This window comes from Amycolatopsis vancoresmycina (assembly GCF_000716785.1).
Classification (GTDB): Bacteria; Actinomycetota; Actinomycetes; order Mycobacteriales; family Pseudonocardiaceae; genus Amycolatopsis; species Amycolatopsis vancoresmycina.
In genome coordinates, this window is sequence record NZ_JNYY01000029.1 from 43,214 (window position 1) to 63,365 (window position 20,152).

Below are 20,152 nucleotides of genomic sequence, written 5' to 3' on the forward strand. Positions count from 1 at the left end.
GCGTTCCGATCAGCTTCGTGCGGAACTCGTCGTTGTACTGCAGCAGATCCCCGAACTCCGGATCCGCCCACATCCTCTTCGTGTCCGAAGTGGACGGCTCTTCGAACGACACGGCCCGAGCAGCGGCCGGTCAGCGACCGTCCACGCGCTGGGAAGACTTCGCCAGCGCCCCACCGAGTTCCGCGCGTCCGGGGATGCCGAGCTTGCGGTACGCGCCCGACAGGTGCAGCTCCACCGTCCGCCGCGTCAGGTGCAGGGCCGTCGCGATCTCGCGGTTGGTCAGGCCCTGCGCCGCCATCACGGCGATGCGGTTCTCCTGCCGCGTCAGGCCGTGCTCGTTGTCCTTCGCCGGTGTCAACGCCCGCCGCGCCGAACGCAGTTCCTCCGCCGCCCGCCGCGCCAGCGGGCGCGCGCCGCACTGCTCGCTCAGCTCCACCGCCTGCCGCAGCGTTTCGATGGCCTTCTCGGACTGCCCGTGCCGGGCCTGCAGCGTGCCCAGCTCGGTCAGCGCCGTCGCCAGCTGCAACCGGGCCGGCGACGACCGCAGCGTCGTGATCGACTTCTGCAGCGCCCGTTCGGCTTCGTCGTCCTCGCGGACCAGCCCGAGCGTCGTGAGCGCCGTGCCCAGCGGGCGCGGGGCACCCCAGCGGGCCGAGGCGGTCATGTCCTCCTCCGCCAGCCGCGCCGCGTCGTCGGTCTGGCCGAGGGCCAGCGCCGCGCGCGCCGCGTGCGCGCGCCACGGCACGAAGCCCGGGAACCGCATGCCGTGGTGGGCCAGCCGCCGTCCGCAGCTCAGTAGGTCCTCGAACCCGAAGCGCGTGTACCCCGTCGCGACGCGCAGGCGGCCCCGCGCGTACAGCAGGTACGTGTGCGTGAACAGGCCCTGGCTCGCGACGAAGTCCATCCGGTCCAGCAGCGACGTCGCCGCCTCGAACCGGCCGAGGTCGACCCAGCACTCGACGAGTTTCGCCGCGCACAGCACGCCGACCGGGCACGTCGTCGTCCCGCCGCGCTCGTCGAACCGGCGCAGCAGCGATTCGAAGTGGACGCTCGCCCGCTGCAGGTCGCCGCTGGCCTGCAGCGCGATCCCGCGGGCCAGGGTCGGCAGCGCGCCGTGCGGCACGTGCACGTCCCACGGTTCGCGCTCGACGTCCAGCACCCGGCACAGCCGGTCGACGTGCGCCGGCTCGTCCGAGAGCACCGCCGTCGCCAGCGTGAAGAAGTAATGCTGCTCGAACAGGTCGCCGTTGTCGCCGGTCAGCGCGTCCGCGAAGTGCCCGACGGCGTCCTGCGCCGACTCGCCGTTGCGGACGGCGTCCAGCGCCAGCAGCGCCGAGCGGCTCCGCTGGGCCGCCGGGTCGGTCAGCGGCGCCCACTGCTCCTCGAAGTCGCGGAACTCCGGGGGCGGGCCGAGCCGGCTGCCCGCTTCGGCCAGGTAGGTCATGCACAGCAGCGGCCACACCGCGTCCGGGCCGCCGGCGTCGAGCCGCGCCGCGATCTGGCCCGCCGCGCTGATTCCGAGCCGGGCGTCCTGGCCGCCGCAGAGCGACAGCAGCATCGCGGTGGCGATGTACGCGGCCGTTTCGCGGTTGCCGACCGTGTCGACGGCCTCGCGCACCCGCTTCGCCGCGCCGGGCGGGTCGAACTGGAACTCCGCGTGCGCGAGCTGCAGCAGCACGGCCATCCGGCGCCCGGACGTGAGCCGTTCCTCCAGCGCCCGCCGCAGGTGCCGCGCGGCCAGCTCCGGCCGTCCGGAGAACACGGCGTCGCGCGCGCTCAGCCGCAGCACGTCCACCGCCCACGGGATCCGGATCGACGTCGCTTCCAGCAGGTGGGCGGCCACGCGCTCGGCCGGCGCGCCCGTCTCCGTCAGCAGCTTCGCCGCCCGGGAGTGGTTGACCGCCCTCGTCGTCCGCGGCATGTCCTTGAGCAGGGAGTTGCGGACGAACGAGTAGGTCAGCGTCGGCTGGCTGCTGTTGTTGAGCACGTGCAGCCGGACCATGGTGTCGATGGCCTGCAGCGCGTCGAGCTCGTCGACGCCGGCGAGCTTGGCCAGCAGGTCGAAGGCCGCGTCCTCGCCGAGCACCGCCGCCGCGTGGAGGATGGCGGGCGCGTGCGGGAACTCCTGCATCCGCGTGTGCAGGACCTGCCCGATCAGCGACGACCCCAGCTCGTGCGGGTCCGCGCCGGGCAGCAGCCGCGGCCGCAGCGCCTGCAGCAGGTACGGGTTGCCGCCGGTCGCCTCGCGGCACGCGGAGACGAGCTCGCCGGGCGCGATGCCGAGGATCTCCGCCGCGGCCGCGTCGCCGAGGCCGTTGAGCGTGATCGTGGCCGGTGTGCAGCCCGCCATCTCCAGCAGCGCGACCTCGCGGTGCGGCGGGTGCCCGGTCAGCGCCGTCAGGAGGATGAACACTGGCAGGTCGAGGACGCGGTTGCGGAGGTAGGCCAGGCACCGCATCGACCAGGCGTCGGCGAGGTGGACGTTGTCGATCCCGAGGAACAGCGGACCCCGCTCGGTCGCGTCGCGGACGATCCGGAAGAAGAGGTCGAGCGCTTCGCTCTCCCCGGCGGGCCCGCACAGCTCGCCGATGGGCGGGCGCGGCGGCGCACCCGGCTCCTCGAGCGCGTCGGCCAGCTGGCGGACGAGCCCGCCGGGCAGGTGGCTCTCCAGCCGCGACCCGGTGGCGACCGCGACGGTGAACCCGGCGTCCGCGGCCAGCGCCGCGGCGGTCCGCAGGGTGGCGCTCTTGCCCATGCCGAACTCGCCGACCAGCACCGCGCTGGCGGCCGAGCCGCCCAGCGCGACCGGGAAGAGGGCGGTCAGGCGGCCGAGTTCGGGCTCGCGGCCGGGGAGCCGCGGGGCGGGACGCTTCGGTACCGAAGCCCCGCGGGCGGGGTGCTCGGGATTTACTTCGGTATCCACCGTAAGGACTTTCATGTTGGGTTGGGGCAGACTACTGGAAACCGGCCGGCCACGGGAGACTCCGCGGCGCGCAGCCGGCACCGGCCACGACCTGACCAGGGGAGACGATGGACGCAGCGGATGCGAACCGGATCTTCCCGGTGGCCGGCCGGGCCACGCAGCAGGCCGTGACGGCCACCCCGAGCGCGAGCAGCAGGAGCGGGCCGGCCACCTTCCGGCGCCGGGCCGCCCCGTCGCCCGGCGGCAGGTAGCCCAGCCGCGCGGCCTCCGCCAGCGCGCCGGCCACCGGGCCGAACCCGGCGACCCGGCCCCGGCAGCGGGCGCAGCCGAGCAGGTGCGCTTCGAACTCTTCCGGATCGTCGAGGACGCCGAGCCCGTAGGCCGCGGCGTCCGCGTGCCGCCCCCTCATCGGACCGTCACTTCCCCGAGCGCCTTCCGCAATTGCCGCATCGCCGTGTACAACCGCGATTTGACGGTTCCCTCCGGAATTCCGAGAATTTCCGCTGCCTGTCGAACGGTGTTTCCGGCGAGATACGTCTCGTAGATGACGGACTGATATTTCGCGTCCAGTTCGCGCAATGCGCGAGTAATCGTTAGCGCGGCTAACGAGCTGTCCGTGCGATCGGTGGACTCGGCGTTTTCCGGGATCTCCAGAGCGACCTCCTGCGGGCGGACGCGGCGATTCCTCCAGCCGTCGATGACGATCCGGCGAGCCACCGTGAGCAGCCATCCGCGCAGCATTCCGGGCTCGCGTTCGAGCGTGTCGGAGTGCTGCCACGCGCGGATCATGGTCTCCTGCACCACGTCCTCGGTCCACTGCCGGTCATGGTTGGTCAGGGCCAGGACCTGCGCAAACAGCGTCGCGCGGAAGTCCTTGTAGAGCAACGGGACGAGGTCGTCCCCCGTGTCGGGGCCGGTGTCGACCGCGGTGGCGGACGGGGCGTAGCCGACGTGGCCGCGACTTTCTCTGCCCAGTGCTTCCATAAAGCTCGCAACCTCACCTGACTGGCGGACCGTGGGGCTACCGGAGCGTAGCGCAAAAACACTTAATAGACCATATGCATTAGTTTCCCGGCCCAATTAGCTGCGGGCCCGACGTGGCTCACCGTAGCGGGGTTCACAATCTGTCTTGTGATGCACGTCACAGGTCACTAAAAGGTGACGGTGAGAACCGGATCACACCCGCCGCCCGTAGCTGGATATGACGACTCCTTTTGCGAAGGGACAACGGGGATGCCGCTCCGATTCGTGGCGTTGCTGGCCGCCGCGACCGCGCTGGTGCTCGGGTGTGCGCTCCCGGCGTCCGCCGGGGAACTGCAGCAGACCGACCGCGCCCTGCTGACCCGGCTGAAGCAGCACACGCTGTGGGCCGTGCCGTCGAGCAGGCTCGCGGTCGAGCGCGCGACCAACCGCCGCGTCCGCGCCGTCGCCGTCCGCATCGCCGACGACCAGGCCCGCCTCGACGTCGCCCTGCGCGCCGTCGCCGACCGGCTCGCCGTCACCCTCCCGGGGGAGCCGACGGACCAGGAGCGCGGCTGGGCCGACGAGATCGCCGCCGACTCCGGCGACGCGTTCGACCGCGCCTACGTCAACCGCCTCCGCGCCGAGTACGGCACCCTCTTCGGCCTCGCCTCCGACGTCCGCGCCGGCACCCGCGACGACGACGTCCGCGCGTTCGCCCAGACCGCCGTCGACACCTCGCTCGGGCACCTGACGCTCCTCGAGAGCACCGGGCTCGCCGAAACCACGTCCCTGCTCGTCTCCGCCACCGAGGACGACACCCTCGGCGGCGGCGCCATCGCCCTCGGTGCCGGTTCCGTGGCCCTCGCCGCCGTCGCCACGTTCGGCCTGCTCCGCCTGCTCGGGACCCCCGGCAGGACCTCGCCGCGCCCCCGGAGGTAACCCGCCCATGTCCCCCTCAGCCGCGCTGGTCCCGGTGTCCCCCCACGACACCGGGATCGCCGAGGCGGCCACGCTGTCCGGCCGCCTCACCTACCTCTGCATGTGCCTGACGCTGTGCTGGGGCGTGCTCTCCGCCACCGGCTGGGTCCGCCGGTTCAGCGGCCAGGACGCGCTCCGCACCGGGCACGTGCTGCTCGCCGCGTTCACCCTCGCCACCGGCACCCTGCACGGGCTGACGTTCCTGTTCCTGGAGGACGACCCCTTCGGCGTCGCCGACCTGCTGCTGCCGTTCTACGACGGCAGCGCGCGGCACGCGCTCGGCATCGCCGGGCTCGAGCTCGTCATCGCCGTGTCGGTGACGGCGGGCCTGCGCCGGGGCGCCCGTGAAGGCCGCTGGCTCCGCTTCCACCAGGCCGGGTACCTCGCCGTCGCCCTGCTCGCCGTGCACGCCTGGCTGGGCGCCGTCTCGAGCGGGCACCTCGCCGTCGTCTGGCTCGCCGGCATCACGCTGCTCGTCCCGCCGGTGCTGCTGTCGGTTCTGCGCGTGCTGCCCGCGGCCGTGCTCGCCCGCGCCGGGCTCGTCACGCTCCCGCCGCCCGAGCCCGGCCCGGAGCCGTCGACCCTGCGCGTCGACGTCGACAGCCAGCGCTGCCACGCCTACGGGGTCTGCCAGTCCGAGGCGCCGCAGGTCTTCCAGCTCGGCCTGGACGGGCAGCTCGCCTACGAGAGGCGCCCGGAGGCCGAACTGGTCCCGAACGTCCAGGCCGCCGCGCGCGCCTGCCCCATGCGAGCCATCCACCTGTTGGGAGCCACCCGATGAGCGAACGCATCGTCATCGCCGGAGCCGGCCTCGCCGGCCTGCGCGCGGCCGAACGGCTGCGCGAACTCGGGTTCGACGGCGAAGTCGTCGTCCTCGGCGCCGAGCCCGACATCGCCTACCACCGGCCGGCGCTGTCCAAGCAGCTGCTGACCGGCGCGGTCAGCCGCGCCGACACCCTGCTCGCCGACCCGCTCGAAGTCGACGCCGAATGGCGGTTCGGCACGCCCGTCACGGCGTTGTCGCCGAACCGGCAGATCGTGCACCTGCGCGACGAGGAACTCCGCTACGACGGCCTGATCATCGCCACCGGCGTCGAACCCCGCCGGATGCCGGGCGCGCCGCACGGCCACCCGCGCGTGGTCGTCGTGCGCACCCTCGCCGACACGATCGCCCTCCAGCGGGCGCTCGCCGCCGGCCCCGGCCGGGTCGCGGTCGTCGGCGACGGTTTCATCGGTTGCGAAGTCGCTTCCAGCCTGCGGGAGATGAACCGGGACGTCGTCCTCTTCGGACGGTCGAGACCGCTGCTGTCCGACGTCCTCGGCCGCGACATCGGCGACTGGCTCACGGCCCTGCACACCGCCCGCGGCGTCCAGCTCGAACTCGGCACCACGATCCGCCGCTGGCGGCCCGCACCGAACCACGTCGGCCTGGAGTTCGCCGACGGCCGGGCGATCGACGTCGCCTGCGTGGTCGTCGCCGTGGGCAGCGTCCCGGCCGTGTCGTGGCTGCGCGGCGCCAAGCTCCCGCTCGACGACGGCGTCGTCTGCGGGCCGACCTGCCACGTCGTCGGCTCGTCGACGATCGTCGCGGCCGGCGACGTCGCCCGCTGGCCCAACCTCCGCTTCGACGCGACACCGCAGCGCGACGAGCACTGGCTCAACGCCGTCGAGATGAGCCGCGCCGCGGCTCAGAACCTGCTCACCGGCCCGCAGGGGTCGCCGGCCTACACCCCGGTGCCGCGGTACTGGTCCGAACAGCACGGCGTCCGCATCCAGGTCGCGGGCCGTCCGTCACTGGCGACCGACACGGTGCTGCTCGAGTCGCCCGTCCCCGGCACGCGGCCGATCACCGGGTTCGTGCGGCACGGCAGGCTCGTCGGCCTGATCGGCCTCGACAGCCCGGCCGCGGTGCTGCACTGGACGGCCGAGCTCGCCCGCCAGCACCCGGCGCCCGCCGAGCCGCCGCCCGAGGCCCGGCCGCGTCACCACACCGAGGCCGTGGCCGGGTACTGAGCTACCATCCTGCCTGCGGACGAGCTGGCAGGGCGGTCGCGAGCCGGGGCGACCCGGTTCGAGGAAAGTCCGGACTCCGCAGGGCAGGGTGGTTGCTAACGGCAACCCGGGGTGACCCGCGGGACAGTGCCACAGAAAACAGACCGCTCCGGCCCGCGAGGGCCGGGGTAAGGGTGAAACGGTGGTGTAAGAGACCACCAGCGTCCCGGGCGACCGGGACGGCTAGGTAAACCCCACCCGGAGCAAGGCCAAGAGGGAGCCCGAGGGCTCCTGCGCAGGCGTTCGAGGACGGCCCGTCCGAGCCTGCGGGTAGGCCGCTGGAGCCTGCCGGCAACGGCAGGCCGAGATGGATGGCCGCCGCCCCGCGAGCCGCAAGGCGACCGGGGAACAGGATCCGGCTTACACGCCAGCTCGTCCGCCCGGACTCTTGTGAGTGGTAAGGCGAGTTCAAACTCGTCTTACCACTCACGAGAGTCCGGGCGGACGGTTCCGCGGTGTGGTTACCCGGTAGTAGGGTGCGGGCATGGCGGGTGACGAGCAGCGGTTCAAGTCGGCTTTCGATTCCTTGCACGCCTTGGCGTACTTCGCGCCCGAGGTCGACGCCGCGCTCACCGGGATCGGGCTGCGGCCTGGCCGGATGCCGTACTTCGCGAGCCGGTCCGCGGCCATGGGGGCCGTCGGCCCGGAGGTCGTCGCCGCCACCTTCTACAACTTCAACCCCGAGGTCGTCGCCCGCGTGATCCCGCGCGCCTGGACCCTGGCGACGCCGGAGCAGGTCCTGGACGCCCGCCTCGAGGGCGTCGACAAGGCACTGACCCGGCTGCTCGGCGACCACGTCAAGAGCGACGAGGTCGCCGAAGCCGCCGAACTCGCGCGCGAGGCCGCCGCCGGGTGCACCGGCGAAGGACGTCCGCTCTACGCCGCCCACGCGGGGCTCGCCTGGCCGGGCGAGCCGCACCTCGTCCTCTGGCACGCCGTCACGCTGATCCGCGAACACCGCGGCGACGGCCACATCGCCGCCCTGGTCCTCGAAGGGCTCGACGGGCTCGAAGCCCTCGTCACCCACAGCGCCACCGGACGTGGCTTCAACCTCGCCGCCGCGAAGCTCACCCGCGGCTGGAGCGACGAGCAGTGGGCCGCCGCCGCAGGCCGTCTGGAGGCCCGCGGGCTCCTCGACGCCGAAGGCGCCCTGACCGACGCGGGCGCCGCGTTGCGTGACCGCATCGAGGTGGCGACCGAGACGGCCGCGCGGGGACCGTGGGACCACCTGGGCCCCGAGCGCACCGCGCGGCTCGAGGAACTGTGCCGCGGCCTCAGCCGCCACGTCGTCGAGGCCGGCGCCTTCCCCGATGGGGTGTTCGCGCTCGGCCGACCGTGAACGGTCAAGATCACGCTATGTAGTGAAGAATTGGTGAAGTTTCGGACACCCCGTGACGGACAGCACGCGTGCCCAAGATCGACATGGCCGCCGACCGGCGGGCCGTCGTCACAGAGCGGACTCGCGCGACACGGCCGATCGTGTCATGCAACACTGTTCCAGGCCGCACAACGGCCACAGTGTCAGTACCCACAGTGAGCAAATCCCGGGCAATGGGGTGAGTTCGTCAGCACACTGAGAAGTATGGGTGGCCGGGGTTCAACCCGAGGGCCCTTGCCGCGATGATGGTGGGCGTGGAGTTTTCGCGTGCCATCCGCACCACGCCGGTTGACGAGCCAGCCGGTGTCTACGCTGCGCACTTTGACCACTACCCCTCGTAGCCCCCATGATGTTGTTCGAAGCACCGCCTGAGCCAGAACCGCGCGGCCCCCACCGCGCACCGGGAGTATCGCGATGATGACCTTGACCACCCTCGACACGCTGGCCGCCGGCGAGCTGGGCACCGGAAACGTGCGCCAGTGGCTGCTCGACAACGTCATCCCCCTGGTGCTGCTGGCCGTCGCACTCCTGCTCCTGTGGCTGGGCGGCGGCAAGGGCGACAACGCCGGTGTCATGCGCCGGCTCGCCGGCGTGGTCATCGCGCTCGCCATCATCGGTCTCGCGGTCAGCGGCGCGGGCGTGAACGTGGGCCAGTGGATCGCCGGCCTGTTCACCGGCTGAGGCGGGCCGCGTGCGCATCAGGACCGATGACGAGGTTTACCGGGTCGACGCCGTGTGGCTCGGCCCGCCGAAAGCGACTTTTCCCTGGAGAGCCCGGTACGTCGCCTGGCTCATCGGCATCCCGACGTTCTTCCTGGTCCTCGGCGTCGAACGCTGGGCCGGGTGGAGCTTCGGGTTCTTCTCGACGGCGTGGGCGTTCGTCGCCACCATCGTGATCACCCGGCTGCTCACGGCCAAGATCAGCCACGAGCGCCCGCTCGGCGCCGTGGTCGCGATGGCGGGGCGCGAGCTCAACACGCCACGGGAGCGGACCACCGGCACCGGCGGCGCGGTCAGCGCCAGCCGCGTCCGGGTGCGGGCCGAGCGCCCGCTGCCGAAGCACCGCCGCAGGCGGCAGTACCAGCACCACGGCGGCCCGCCGGGTGCGTCAGTCACCCAGGGAGCACCACGAGCGCGCCGGAGCCGTAACGCAGCTCGGGCCGGGAGGTAGTCGTTGTTCGGTCGCGGCGGTAGCCGAGGAAAACGGGGTCGGGACACCCACTCGGGCGCATGGCAACCGCCCGAGCAGGTCCGCGCGTCGCGGAACGGCTCGGGGAACAAGGCGCGCCTGCCCGGTGAGCAGGCGATTCCCGCTTATACCCCGTCGATCGCGGTGCGAAGCATCGACGGGCACCTGGTCCGCACCGGCGTGGAGGTCTACGCCTGGTACCGGCTGGCGCCGCAGCGCTGGTCGTTCCGCTCGGACTCGCAGCGGCGCGACCTGATCGCCGCCATCGCCGGCCAGTACGCCGAGCTGCAGGGCCGCTGGCTGCACCTGCGCGTGACGAACCGGCCGTACCCGATCCGGATGTGGGCCGAGGCGCACGTCTACAACGCGCACAACCGCCCCGGCGACGTCCCGGGCGCGCTGTCGTTCGACGACTACCTGATCGGCGAGCAGCAGCAGCTGATGGGCCGCTCGATGGCCGAAAAAGAGGTCTACCTGGGTGTCCAGGTGCAGACCCGGCGCATGGTCGACCGCGCGGTCGAGCGGGCCGCGCCGGTGCTGCGCAAGATCCTGCCCGAGGCCGTGGACGCCGAGCTGACCGCGCTGGACTCCGAGGTCGAGCACCTCGACCAGGTCATCGGCAGCGCCGGGCTCGAGGGCCGCCCGGTGCACGCCGAGGAGATGTCCTGGCTGATGCACCGCTCGTGCTCGCTGGGCCTGCCCGCGCCGCGGAACATGCCCGCCGTGCCCGGCGCGGCCTGGGAGCCGGAGGACTTGGCCAGCTTCACCGACGCGGCCGACTACTACGCCGACCCGTACGCGCCGACGGTCACCGTCCGCGGCCGCACCGGCTCCAACGCCGGCGTCTCGCGGCACCTGGCCATCCTGACCGTCGGGCAGATGCACGGCCTGCAGATCCCCGAGGTCGACGACCCGTGGATCCAGCACGCCGACCGGCTGCCCGCCGCGGTCGAGGTGTCCGCGCGCATCTACGTCCGGCGGCCCGAAGAGGTAGCCGGCGAGCTGCAGCGCCAGATGAACAAGGTCCGCTCGCAGGTCAAGCACTACACCGACGAGCACGAGCTGGAACCACCGCAGTCGCTGTCCCGCCAGGCCGGGCGCGTGCTGGAGATCGACGACGAGATGACGTCGGGCTTCACCGCGCTGGCCACCCGCGTGCGCTCGTGGTGGCGGCTGGCGGTGTCCGGCCCGACCGAGCGCGACGCGCTGCGCCTGGCCCAGCAGCTGCTCGACCTGTACAAGCCGAAGATCGCCATCGAGCACCCCGAAGCCCAGTACGCGATGGCGCGGGAGTTCATCCCGGGCGAGCCGCTGGCCTCGGCGGCGTACATGCGCCGCGGCTCGGTGGTCTGGGCGTCCTCGGCGGTCCCGACGGCGACGGCGGAGGTCGGCGACCGCCGCGGCATCCTCCTCGGCGAGACGTGCACGGCAACCCGCCGCCCGGTGGCCTGGGACCCGTGGATGGCGCAGGAAATCCGCGACGGCTCCGGCCTGACGGCCATGGTGGCCGGCCTGGGTGGCGGTAAGTCGTTCCTCGGCGGCGGCATCGTCTACAAGACGCTGCGCGCGGGGGCGAACTGGACGATCCTCGACCCGTCCGGCCCGCTGTCGCGGCTGTGCGACCTGCCGGAGCTGCGCCCGTACGCGCGGCCGATCAACCTGCTCAACGCGCAGCCGGGGATCCTGAACCCGTACCGGGTGGTCGCCGAGCCGCTGATCGAGCACTTCATGGACGAGGACGACCCCGAGCGGTCGTGGCGCCGCGAGAAGGCGCTGGCGGGCGCGACGCGGCGGCGTCTGGTGCTGGACGTCCTGACGGGTGTCCTGCCGTACGAGGTGTCCCGGATGGCGCAGACGCGGATCGTGCTGCTGCGCGCGGTCCGGGCTGTGGGCGGCCGCTTCGACGCCGATCCGGGCCAGGTAATCGATGCCCTGCGCCGGGATTCGTCGGAGCACCACGAGCACGCGGGCGTCGTCGCGGACTTCCTGGACGAGATGCGCGAGCGGATGGCGCTGCTGATCCCGGAGTCGGACGCGGACCCGTACTCGGAGACCCGCGACGACCGGCTGACGGTCCTGACGATGGCCGGGCTGACCCTGCCGAAGGACGGCGTCCCCCGCGAGTACTGGACGGACGCGGAGTCGCTGGGTGTCGAGATGCTGAACCTGGCGGCGTGGCTGACCCAGCGGTCGGTGTACGAGAAGCCGAAGGAGATGCGCAAGGGCGTCTGGATCGACGAGGCGTTCTTCCTGTCGGAGGTCCCGACGGGGCGTGTGCTGATGAACCGCTTCGCGCGTGACTCGCGCAAGTGGAACGTCCGCGTGCTGCTGTCGTCCCAGATCCCGGCGGACTTCCTGAAGATCCAGGGTTTCGTGGCCCTGCTGGACTCGGTGTTCGTCGGCCGCTTGGACGACGACGACGCCCAGGCCGACGCCCTGCGGCTCCTGAAGGTCCCGGTCGGCGTGGGGTACGAGCAGGTCGTGGCGGCGTTGGGTCGCCGTCCCGGAGCGCAGCGGGGCCTGGAGCGGGACGTGGAGCCCCGCCAGTTCATCTTCGGCGACGGCGCCGGCGGCGTGGAGCGCATCCGCGTCGACTTCTCGGGCCCCCACCTGGACCACCTGCGCGCGGTGATGGACACGACCCCGGGTTCGAAGGACGCGGCCACCCGCCGCCCGGGCAACGAGCTGGCCCTGCCGGTCACGGAGGAGAAGAAGCCGTACGTCCCGGTACCCCCGGAGGACGACATCGAGCTGGAGCAGGACTTCGAGCTGGCGGCGGAACTGGAGGTCGGCCTGGCCGACGAGAACCTCCTCGGCGCCCCGGACCCACTGGCGTCGGAGACGGGCGAAGTGGAGGGCGGGGTCCAGCCGTCCAACGGGCAGCAGCACGCCCGCACAGGTGGAAAGGGCGGCACCGGCCGGGACGCCGCATGAACGCGGCCCGGGAACGAGGCATGCGAGCAGGCGCGGGCCCCGGCCGCCGGGTCGCGGCCCGCCGCTGCGCGGCCGGTCCCTTCGCGACCGCGCGGACGACCGCGGGGGGCGCCGCATGAACACCCTGCTGACGTTGGCGGTGCTGCTGACGCTGGCCGCCGGATGGCACACGCTGAAGCGCCGGATCAAGGAAGGCCCGCGGGCCCGGCGCGTGCCGAGCCGCCGGGCGACCATGTTCGCCGTCATGCTGGTCTTCGGGTTGCAGGCCATCGCCACGGCCCCCGCGGCCAGCGCGGCGGCGTGCGGCGAGGCGCCGAACCCGGAACGCCCGGGAGCCGGGATGGTCGGCGCGATCGATCCGCCGGAGGGCCACGGCGAGCCGAACAGCGCGTACATCGACTACGGCTACGCCGGCATGGTGTGGAACACCTTCGAGACCAACTGCTCGGGTCTGAACCTGACCCCGGCGGGATCCACTTTGGACACCTGGGGTGGCAACCAGTTGTTCAACCTGGGCAAGAACATCGTCGGTGCCACCAACTCGCTGCACTACACGGTGCTCGAGGGTGGCCTGCTGAACCCGATCTACAACGCCGTGAAGTCGGGCGCCGAAAAGGTCTACAACAACATCTACGCCCAGCTGTTCGGCCTGGTCGCGCTGGTCCTGTCGATCATGATGTTCCGCAACATCTGGCGGGGCGACCTGGCCGCGGTCAGCAAACGGGCGCTCTACGCCCTGGCCGGTGTCTGGCTCGCCGCGTCCTCGCTGGCGATGCTGCGCTACTTCGACCCCATCGACAAAGCGATCGTCCAGACCACGACGAACATCCAGGCGGGCTTCGTCGACGAGAGCGGCGACCGGATCATCCGGGACATCCTGCCCACCCAGCTCCACACGCAGATCGTCTACAACAACTGGCTGCGCGGGGAGTTCGGCACACCGACGGCACCGCAGGCGGAGCAGTACGGCAAGCCGCTGCTGGACGCGCAGGCGTTCACCCGCAACCAGCTGGTGAACGGCGACGACGGCAACCAGGCCGTCATCGACGGCAAGAAGAACGCCTACAAGGACATCTCCACCAAACTCGGCCCGGCCACCGGTTACTTCACCGGCGAAGCGGGCGGCCGCACCGGCGCCGGCTTCCTCTCCCTCGGCCAGGCCCTCGTCTACTCCCTCTTCCAGCTCCTGGCGAAAGCGTCCGTGCTGCTGGCCCAGGTCCTCATCCGCCTTTTCGCCCTCACCGCGCCCCTGATCGGCCTCATCGCCCTCCTCCACCCGGAGATCCTCCGCCGCGTGCTCAAGGTCGCCGGCGGCGTCGCCTTCAACCTCGTCGTGCTCTCCGTCCTCGCCGGCGTGCACGCCCTGCTCCTGCAGGCCATCTTCGACGCCGGGAACTCGCTCAACATGCTCACGCAGATGGTCCTCGCCGGGCTCATCACCGTGCTGCTGTTCATGGTCGGGCGGCCCGTGCGGCGGCTGTGGCAGATGGTCGAGATGTCGGTCAGCATGGTCGGCGCCGCCGTGCCGTCGCCCGGGGGCGGGATCTTCTCCCGGTTCCGGCGCAACCGCAACGGCCCGACCCCGCAGGACGAGTTCTGGCAGAACGTCCGTGACACCGACGACGTCGTCGACGGCGAGCAGCGCGGCCCGCTCGGCGCCACCGCCGGTGGTGGGCGGTTCCGGCCGGAAGCCACCATCTTCGCCAACGCCCAGCGCCTCGACAACGGCGCCTCCCGCCCGGCCGCGGCCTGGTCCGGCGCCTGGCCGGGGGCCGTCGCCGGGGGCGGGTCCGCGGGGGCGCTGCCCGCGGGCAGGCGTCCCGGTGCTCCCGTGTTCGGCCAGTACAACCCGGCCAGCGGTGACGGCGGCGAGTACGTCGTCGTCGGGGCCGGTGGCCGTCCGACCACCCGGGAGGAGAGCCGGCGCGTCGACACCTCGCCGGTGGCCGACCGGCGGTGGAGCGACGAACCCGAGCCCGTCGTCGTGCCCTCCGACCTGCGCCCGCCCGAGTCGAGCTTCAGCGACTTCGCGCCGCGCACCCCGGGCGTGCGCGCCCAGCCGCGGCGCGTCGACCCCGAAGTCGTCGCGGGCAAGCCGGTCTTCGTGCTCTTCCGGCCGTCGCGCGGCATCGAGGTTCGTGAAGAACCGCGTGACACCGACCAAGTGCTGGGGCGGTGACCGATGCCGATCCGCACCAACCGCGGCCGCACCGCGGTCTACCGGCGCCTGTGGGGCTGGCCGCTGCGCTCGCCCCGCCACCTGATGGGGACGCTGGTGTTCCTGGCCATCCTGGTCACCGCGCTCGGCATCGTGCTGCCCAAGGTGGTCGGCAAACCGCAGGCCAAGGCGGCCCCACCCACCGCCGGGACGACGACGTCGGTCACGACGACCCAGCCGGGCATCGCCGCGCCCGTCCCGACGTCCAACCTGCCGACGCGGCTGTCCACGCCGCTGGCCACCCCGACCCCGGCGGCACCGAACGGCGACGCGATCCGCGTCGCCAAGGAATGGGCCGCGGCCTGGGTCAACCACCCGGCCGGCATGACCTCCGAGCAGTGGCTCGCGCAGCTGAAGCCGTTCACCACCGAGGAGTACCTGCCGGTGATGGGGACGGTGGACCCGGCGAACATCCCGGCGACCAAGGTCACCGGTGAGCCGACGGTCGGCACGTCGTACCCGAGTTCGGTGCAGCTGACCATCCCCACCGACGGGCCGAAACTGGCCATCACGGTGGTGAGCACGAACGCCGGCTGGCGGGTCGCCGACTACGACCAGGCGAGCTGACCGTGCGGCGGCTGGGGTTGTGGCTGGGGCTGATCGTGTTCGTCGCGGTCGGTGCCCTGGTCGTGACCGCGGTCGCCGCGAAGGTCGTGATCGACAACCAGCAGGCCCAGGCGCGGAGCGTGTCCCTGATGAGCTGCGACGCCTCGGTCGGGCCGACGCAGCCGGGCCAGGGCGACCGCGGCACGGTCGACGCGTCGAAGCTGGACGACGAGCAGCGCGGGATCGTCGCGCTGATCATTTCGATCGGCAAGCAGCGGTCGCTGGCGCCGCGCGCGTGGCAGGTCGCGATCCAGGCCGGGATGACCGAGTCCGGGCTGCACAACCTCACCTACGGCGACCGCGACTCCCTGGGCATCTTCCAGATGCGGCCGACGATGGGCTGGGGCACGGTGGCGCAGGTCACCGACCCGACGTACGAGGTCAACAAGTTCTTCGACGTGCTGCTCGCGGTGCCGGACTGGGAAAACCGCCGCCCGGGCGACGCGGCGCAGGCGGTCGAGCGCTCGGGCTTCCCGGACCGCTACCACAAGTGGGAGCCGATGGCGGCGACCCTGGTGGAGAAGGTCGGCCAGGTCGTCGACGTCGTCGCCTGCGGGACCGGCATGGGGGCGCTGCTGCCGCCCAGCCAGGCCGCCGGGAAGGCGATCGGTTTCGCGCTGGGCGAGCAGGGTAAGCCGTATGTGTGGGGTGCCACAGGCCCGGACTCGTACGACTGTTCGGGGCTGATGCTCCGGGCGTACGAGTCGGCGGGGATCATTCTGCCGCGCGTCTCACGCGACCAGTACCACGCCGGCGCGTTGCTGCCGGTGCGGGAGGCGCAGCCCGGTGACCTGCTGTTCCTCGCCACCGATCCGTCGGACCCGTCGTCCATCCACCACGTGATGATGTACCTGGGCGACGGCAAGGTCGTCGAAGCGCAGCAGACGGGTGTGCCGGTGCACACGCGGGCGTTCTCGTTCGACGAGCGTGAACTGGTGCCGCAGGCGGTCCGCCCCGGCGTTTAGCATGGGGTCGAGAAGGCCCTGACACCGACCGGCCGATTCACCCGACGTCGCGGCGCTTCCACGAGCAGGTGGCCGCGTACTGGCAGAGGATGAGCACGTGGGACGCAAATTCGGCAGGCGAGGCAAGTCCGGAGCGGGCGAGCCCCGAGACCCGGCGGCGCTGTTCGGCGCACCCCAGCCGCCCCGGCAGTCGGCTCGTCCCGTGTCCAGCACCCCGCTGGCCGACCAGCTGAGCCAGGGCTACCCGGGCGTCGACGCGGGGTACGTGGTGCTCCCGCGGTCGCTGGCGGAGGGCATGTCGCTGCCGTGGCAGCACCAGATGGCGGCGTTGCTGGCCCAGTTCCACGCGGAGCACGCTTCGCTGGCCTGGCCGATCTACCGGGTGGTGCCATCGCGGTACGAGAAGCTGGCGGACCTCGACGAGGAGCAGCTCGCGGAGGCGGGCTACCTGGTGGAGATGGACGCCGACGGCGAGATGGTCTACCGCGAGCGAAGCGGCCGGAAGGTGGAGGACCCGGAGAACACGTCGGTGCTGGTGTCATGCCTGGACCCGATCCCGAGGCCAGGGGCCAGGCCGGCCCCACCGACGGCGGCTCCGTCGGGCCAGGCCCCGGCCCCGATGAACATCGGGCCGGCCCCGGTGTGGCGTACCGTGCCCCAGCCGCCACCGGCGCCGTCGGTGCCGGGGACACCGGAGCAGCCGCCGCCTGGTTGGGGCCGTCCAGCGGAGGGGCGGGGTGCGGAGCCGGAGGTACGGGCACCGTCCCCTCGCCATGCGGCTGCCGGGTCGCCTGCGCCGATTCCCGAGCCGGCTCGGGGGGAGAGGCCAGGGGCTTCGGGGGGCCGGGGAGTTTCGGCGGGTGGCGGGCCGGCCGAGGTGAGCCGGCCCGGGGCTGACGTGGCGCGGAACGGTGGTGGGGCGGAGGCTGCGCTCGAACCGGCGCCGGTGAGCCGGCCGGAGGTAGTCGAACCGGCGCCGTTGGATCGGCCGGATGCTGTCGAACCGGCGCGGACGAGTCGGCCGGATGTTGCTGCCTCGCCGGAATCGGCACGGCAGTCGGCGGCTGCTGAACCGGCGCCGGTTGAACCAGCGCCGGTGGAGGTGAGCCGGTCGGAGGCTGCGGCCTCGGCCGGTTCCGTGAGGCAGGACCCGCCGGAGGCCCCCGCAGCGGCACCGAGCGAGGCAAGTCATTTGGAGCCTGCCCCGGCACCGGCCGAGCCGGTGTCGCCGGAGGTGAGGGCGCCGGAGGCTGCCGCATCGGCTGCGGTTGAACCGGTGCCGGTGGAGGTGAGCCGGCCGGAGGTCGCCGCCTCGGCCGGTCCTGTGAGGCAGGACCCGCCGGAGGCTCCAGCAGCGGTCGAGGTGGCCGCGGGAGCTGCGGTTGAAGCGGCACCGAGCGAGGCAAGCCATTCGGAGGCTGCGACCTCCGCACCGGCCGAGCCGGTGCCGCAGGACACGAGGCCGCCGGAGGCGGCCGTACCGGCAGGGGAGCGGGCGCCAGGTGAGGTGGGGCAGCCGCAGGCTGCCGCCCCGGCTGAACCGGCGCCCAAGCACGCGGCGCAGCCAGAGGTAACCGCGGCGGTTGAAGGGGTCTCGAGCGAGACGGGCGGGCCGGAGGCCCCGCCCGAACCGGCGCCCCAGAATCTCGACCGGCCGCAGCCCGCCGCACCGGTTGAGCCCCCGCCGATGGAGGCGAGTCAGCCAGCGGCTGCCAGCCTGCCTGAACCGGCGCCCCAGAACCTCGACCGGCCGCAGCCCGCCGCACCGGTCGAGCCCCCGCCGATGGAGGTGGGTCAGCCAGCGGCTGCCGGCCTGCCTGAACCGGCACCCCAGAACTTGGACCGGCCGCAGCCCGCTGCTCCGGTCGAGCCCTCGACGGCGGCTGGTCACCCGGCTGCCGCTGCCAGCCTGCACGAACCGGCACCCCAGGACTTCGGCCGGTCGGAACATCGTCCTCCGGCTGGATCCGGAGCATGGAATGCTGCCCGCCTGGAAGCCACCGAACCGGTGCCCTCCAACGAACCTGAGGCACCGACCTCCACCGCCTTCGTGGCCGGGAACGCGCCCCAGCCTGAGGCTCCCGTGCCCCCAGCGGCGGAACAGCAGCCGACCGCACCAGCGGCGCCCGAGCCCCAGCCTGCCCCGACCGCCGCACCGCAGCCGACCGCCGCGCCACCCCCGCCGGTAGCGCCCCCTCCGGTGGTCGGTTCCCAGCTGCCCCGGCCCCCCTGGGGCACGCCCGATCTGCAGGCCCCCACTGCACCAGCCCAAGAGATCGGTCCACCGCAGGGCATCACCCCCCAAGGCCCGGCTTCGAACCCGCCCCGGGAAACCACCCCGCCAGGACCTCCCAAGCCCGTCTTCCCCGGCCCGGAGTCCACCCCCCAACCCTTCCCCGCCCGCCACGCCGCCCCGGCACGGCCGGTCTTCCCCGGCCCCGGCACCATGCCGCCCGTTCCGCCCGCGCCGAACGCCCGGCCCGTCTTCCCCGGGCGGGACACCCCGCTTCCGCAACCCACCCGGCAGGAGCCCGAGACCCCGCCCCGCGGTACTCCGCGTGGCTGGTTCGACGAGTTCCCTGAACAGCCCGATCCCGAAGAACCGCAGGACTTCGGCCCCACCGGGCAGCCGACCGAGATCCCGTACCGGTACAAGCGCTGAAAAACCGGCCCGGGGATGCGAACCTTGGACCATGGCCAAAGACCCGAACCCGGACCCGGGGTGGTACTACAACACCCGCACCCACGAGGTCGAGCACCTCGAACGCAGCCGCGGCATCGACCTGCTCGGCCCCTACCCGGACGAGGCCACCGCCCGGCGCGCTCTCGAGATCGCTCGTGAGCGCACCCGGCGGGCCGATGCCGAGGACGACGACTAGACCACCGGCTGCGGGCCCGGCACGAACTCCGGGTCCACCTGCGACGCGAGGTCGGCGCCCGCCCAGGCGCGGGCGTTCCGCAGGTGGAACTCGACCGCCTGGCGCTGGTAGCGCGCCCAGTCGCGCTGCTCCGCGTCCACCGTCACCAGCATCGAACGCAGCGTCGAGAGGTTGCGCGGCTCGAGCTCGGCGATCGGCCGGGCCGTGCCGCGCTCCGCCGCGCGCACGTGCCCCGATGCCGAAATCCACCCCAGCAACGCGGAGCCGACCTGGTCCTGCAGGAACTCGACGTCCTCCGCGTCCGTCACCTTGTTGCCGACCACCACCAGCCGCACGCCGTAGTCGCGTGCGTGGTCCGCGTACTGGCGGTACACCCCCACACTCCGGACCGTCGGCTCGCACACCAGGAACGTCACGTCGAACCGGGTGAACAGCCCCGAAGCGAACGCGTCCGCGCCCGCCGTCATGTCCATTACGACGTACTCGCCCTCGACGTCCACCAGGTGGTTCAGCAGCAGCTCCGCCGCCCCCACCTTCGAGTGGTAGCACTTGACGCCGAGGTCGTCCTCGTCGAACTGCCCCGTGACGCCGAGCCGGACCCCGCCCAGCTGCCGGAAGCACGCCGAGAACACCGGGTTGTCCTCGAACGGCCGGACCAGCCGCGACCCGCGGCCCGGTGGGGTCGTCTTGATCATCGACGCCGGGTCGGGGATCCGCGGGTTGTCGCCCCGCAGGTAGTCCTTGATCAGGGCCATGTTGTCGCCGAGCGTCGGCCAGGCGAGCGCTTCCTCCTCGGTCGCGCCGAGCGCCACCGCGAGGTGCTGGTTGATGTCGGCGTCGATGGCCAGCACCGGCAGCCCGGCGTCGGCGAGGTACGCGACGAACAGCGACGACAACGTGGTCTTGCCGCTGCCGCCCTTGCCGACGAACGCGATCTTCACAGGAGAGACCTTTCTGGCAATGAAGACGGTTTTCATTTTACCCGCGCAACGTACACCCGACCGGCCCGCGCCCGATCGGGCGATCTCCGGGCCCGGAGCGGGTTAGGGTTGGGGGGTGCCTCCCCT

Annotated in this window: 15 protein-coding genes and 1 other RNA gene; 12 read left to right on the forward strand and 4 right to left on the reverse strand. The window is 72.5% G+C overall.

Translation table 11 applies throughout. The annotated features are described in order from the left end of the window. Window positions 1–130: 130 nt before the first annotated feature. From OO60_RS40935 to OO60_RS40945, 3 genes are read right to left on the reverse strand one after another with little or no spacing between them, the layout of a single operon-like run. Entirely contained in the window at window positions 131–2,923 is a 2,793-nt protein-coding gene (locus OO60_RS40935) for an AAA family ATPase (RefSeq protein WP_003094517.1), read from the reverse strand. A gap of 31 nt (window positions 2,924–2,954) precedes the next feature. Beyond that, entirely contained in the window at window positions 2,955–3,332 is a 378-nt protein-coding gene (locus OO60_RS40940) for a hypothetical protein (RefSeq protein WP_033263387.1), read from the reverse strand. Next, the gene (locus OO60_RS40945; protein ID WP_004562698.1) at window positions 3,329–3,907 is read right to left on the reverse strand and encodes a sigma-70 family RNA polymerase sigma factor; all 579 of its coding nucleotides are present in this window, start codon (window positions 3,905–3,907) and stop codon (window positions 3,329–3,331) included. Before OO60_RS40945 ends, OO60_RS40940 begins: the two co-directional genes overlap by 4 nt. A gap of 249 nt (window positions 3,908–4,156) precedes the next feature. Between OO60_RS40945 and OO60_RS40950 the strand changes: the two genes are divergently transcribed. The 12 genes from OO60_RS40950 (at window position 4,157) to OO60_RS41000 (ending at window position 19,085) form a co-directional block, all read left to right on the forward strand. After that, window positions 4,157–4,825, forward strand: a complete 669-nt coding sequence (locus OO60_RS40950; RefSeq protein WP_004562699.1) for a DUF4142 domain-containing protein — start codon at window positions 4,157–4,159, stop codon at window positions 4,823–4,825. A gap of 7 nt (window positions 4,826–4,832) precedes the next feature. Next, a complete protein-coding gene (locus tag OO60_RS40955; protein WP_004562700.1) occupies window positions 4,833–5,645 on the forward strand; it encodes a ferredoxin in 813 nt (270 codons plus the stop codon). After that, on the forward strand, window positions 5,642–6,877 hold the full coding sequence (locus OO60_RS40960; protein ID WP_033263388.1) for an NAD(P)/FAD-dependent oxidoreductase: 1,236 nt from the start codon (window positions 5,642–5,644) through the stop codon (window positions 6,875–6,877). The genes OO60_RS40955 and OO60_RS40960 overlap by 4 nt, the downstream gene beginning before the upstream one ends. A 20-nt stretch (window positions 6,878–6,897) precedes the next feature. Next, window positions 6,898–7,295: RNase P RNA component class A (gene rnpB, locus OO60_RS45265), an RNA gene on the forward strand. Between the two features lie 105 nt (window positions 7,296–7,400). Then, window positions 7,401–8,255: an SCO6745 family protein gene (locus OO60_RS40965; RefSeq protein ID WP_004562702.1), complete on the forward strand. Its 855-nt coding sequence runs from the start codon at window positions 7,401–7,403 to the stop codon at window positions 8,253–8,255. A 453-nt stretch (window positions 8,256–8,708) separates the two neighbouring features. Continuing rightward, a complete protein-coding gene (locus OO60_RS40970; protein WP_004562703.1) occupies window positions 8,709–8,975 on the forward strand; it encodes a hypothetical protein in 267 nt (88 codons plus the stop codon). A gap of 10 nt (window positions 8,976–8,985) precedes the next feature. Further along, entirely contained in the window at window positions 8,986–9,465 is a 480-nt protein-coding gene (locus OO60_RS40975) for a hypothetical protein (protein ID WP_004562704.1), read from the forward strand. Between the two features lie 3 nt (window positions 9,466–9,468). Continuing rightward, entirely contained in the window at window positions 9,469–12,417 is a 2,949-nt protein-coding gene (locus OO60_RS40980) for an ATP-binding protein (RefSeq protein WP_033263389.1), read from the forward strand. Window positions 12,418–12,532: 115 nt separating this feature from the next. Next, window positions 12,533–14,596 (forward strand): hypothetical protein, encoded by a 2,064-nt coding sequence (locus OO60_RS40985; protein WP_033263390.1) that lies wholly within the window; start codon window positions 12,533–12,535, stop codon window positions 14,594–14,596. Between the two features lie 3 nt (window positions 14,597–14,599). Then, on the forward strand, window positions 14,600–15,202 hold the full coding sequence (locus tag OO60_RS40990) for a hypothetical protein (RefSeq protein WP_033263391.1): 603 nt from the start codon (window positions 14,600–14,602) through the stop codon (window positions 15,200–15,202). 17 nt (window positions 15,203–15,219) lie between these two features. Continuing rightward, entirely contained in the window at window positions 15,220–16,206 is a 987-nt protein-coding gene (locus OO60_RS40995) for a C40 family peptidase (RefSeq protein ID WP_425304670.1), read from the forward strand. Between the two features lie 2,693 nt (window positions 16,207–18,899). Then, entirely contained in the window at window positions 18,900–19,085 is a 186-nt protein-coding gene (locus OO60_RS41000; RefSeq protein WP_033263393.1) for a hypothetical protein, read from the forward strand. Here OO60_RS41000 and OO60_RS41005 read toward each other — a convergent pair. After that, the gene (locus OO60_RS41005; RefSeq protein ID WP_033263394.1) at window positions 19,082–20,026 is read right to left on the reverse strand and encodes an ATP-binding protein; all 945 of its coding nucleotides are present in this window, start codon (window positions 20,024–20,026) and stop codon (window positions 19,082–19,084) included. The genes OO60_RS41000 and OO60_RS41005 overlap by 4 nt on opposite strands. Window positions 20,027–20,152 lie beyond the last annotated feature (126 nt).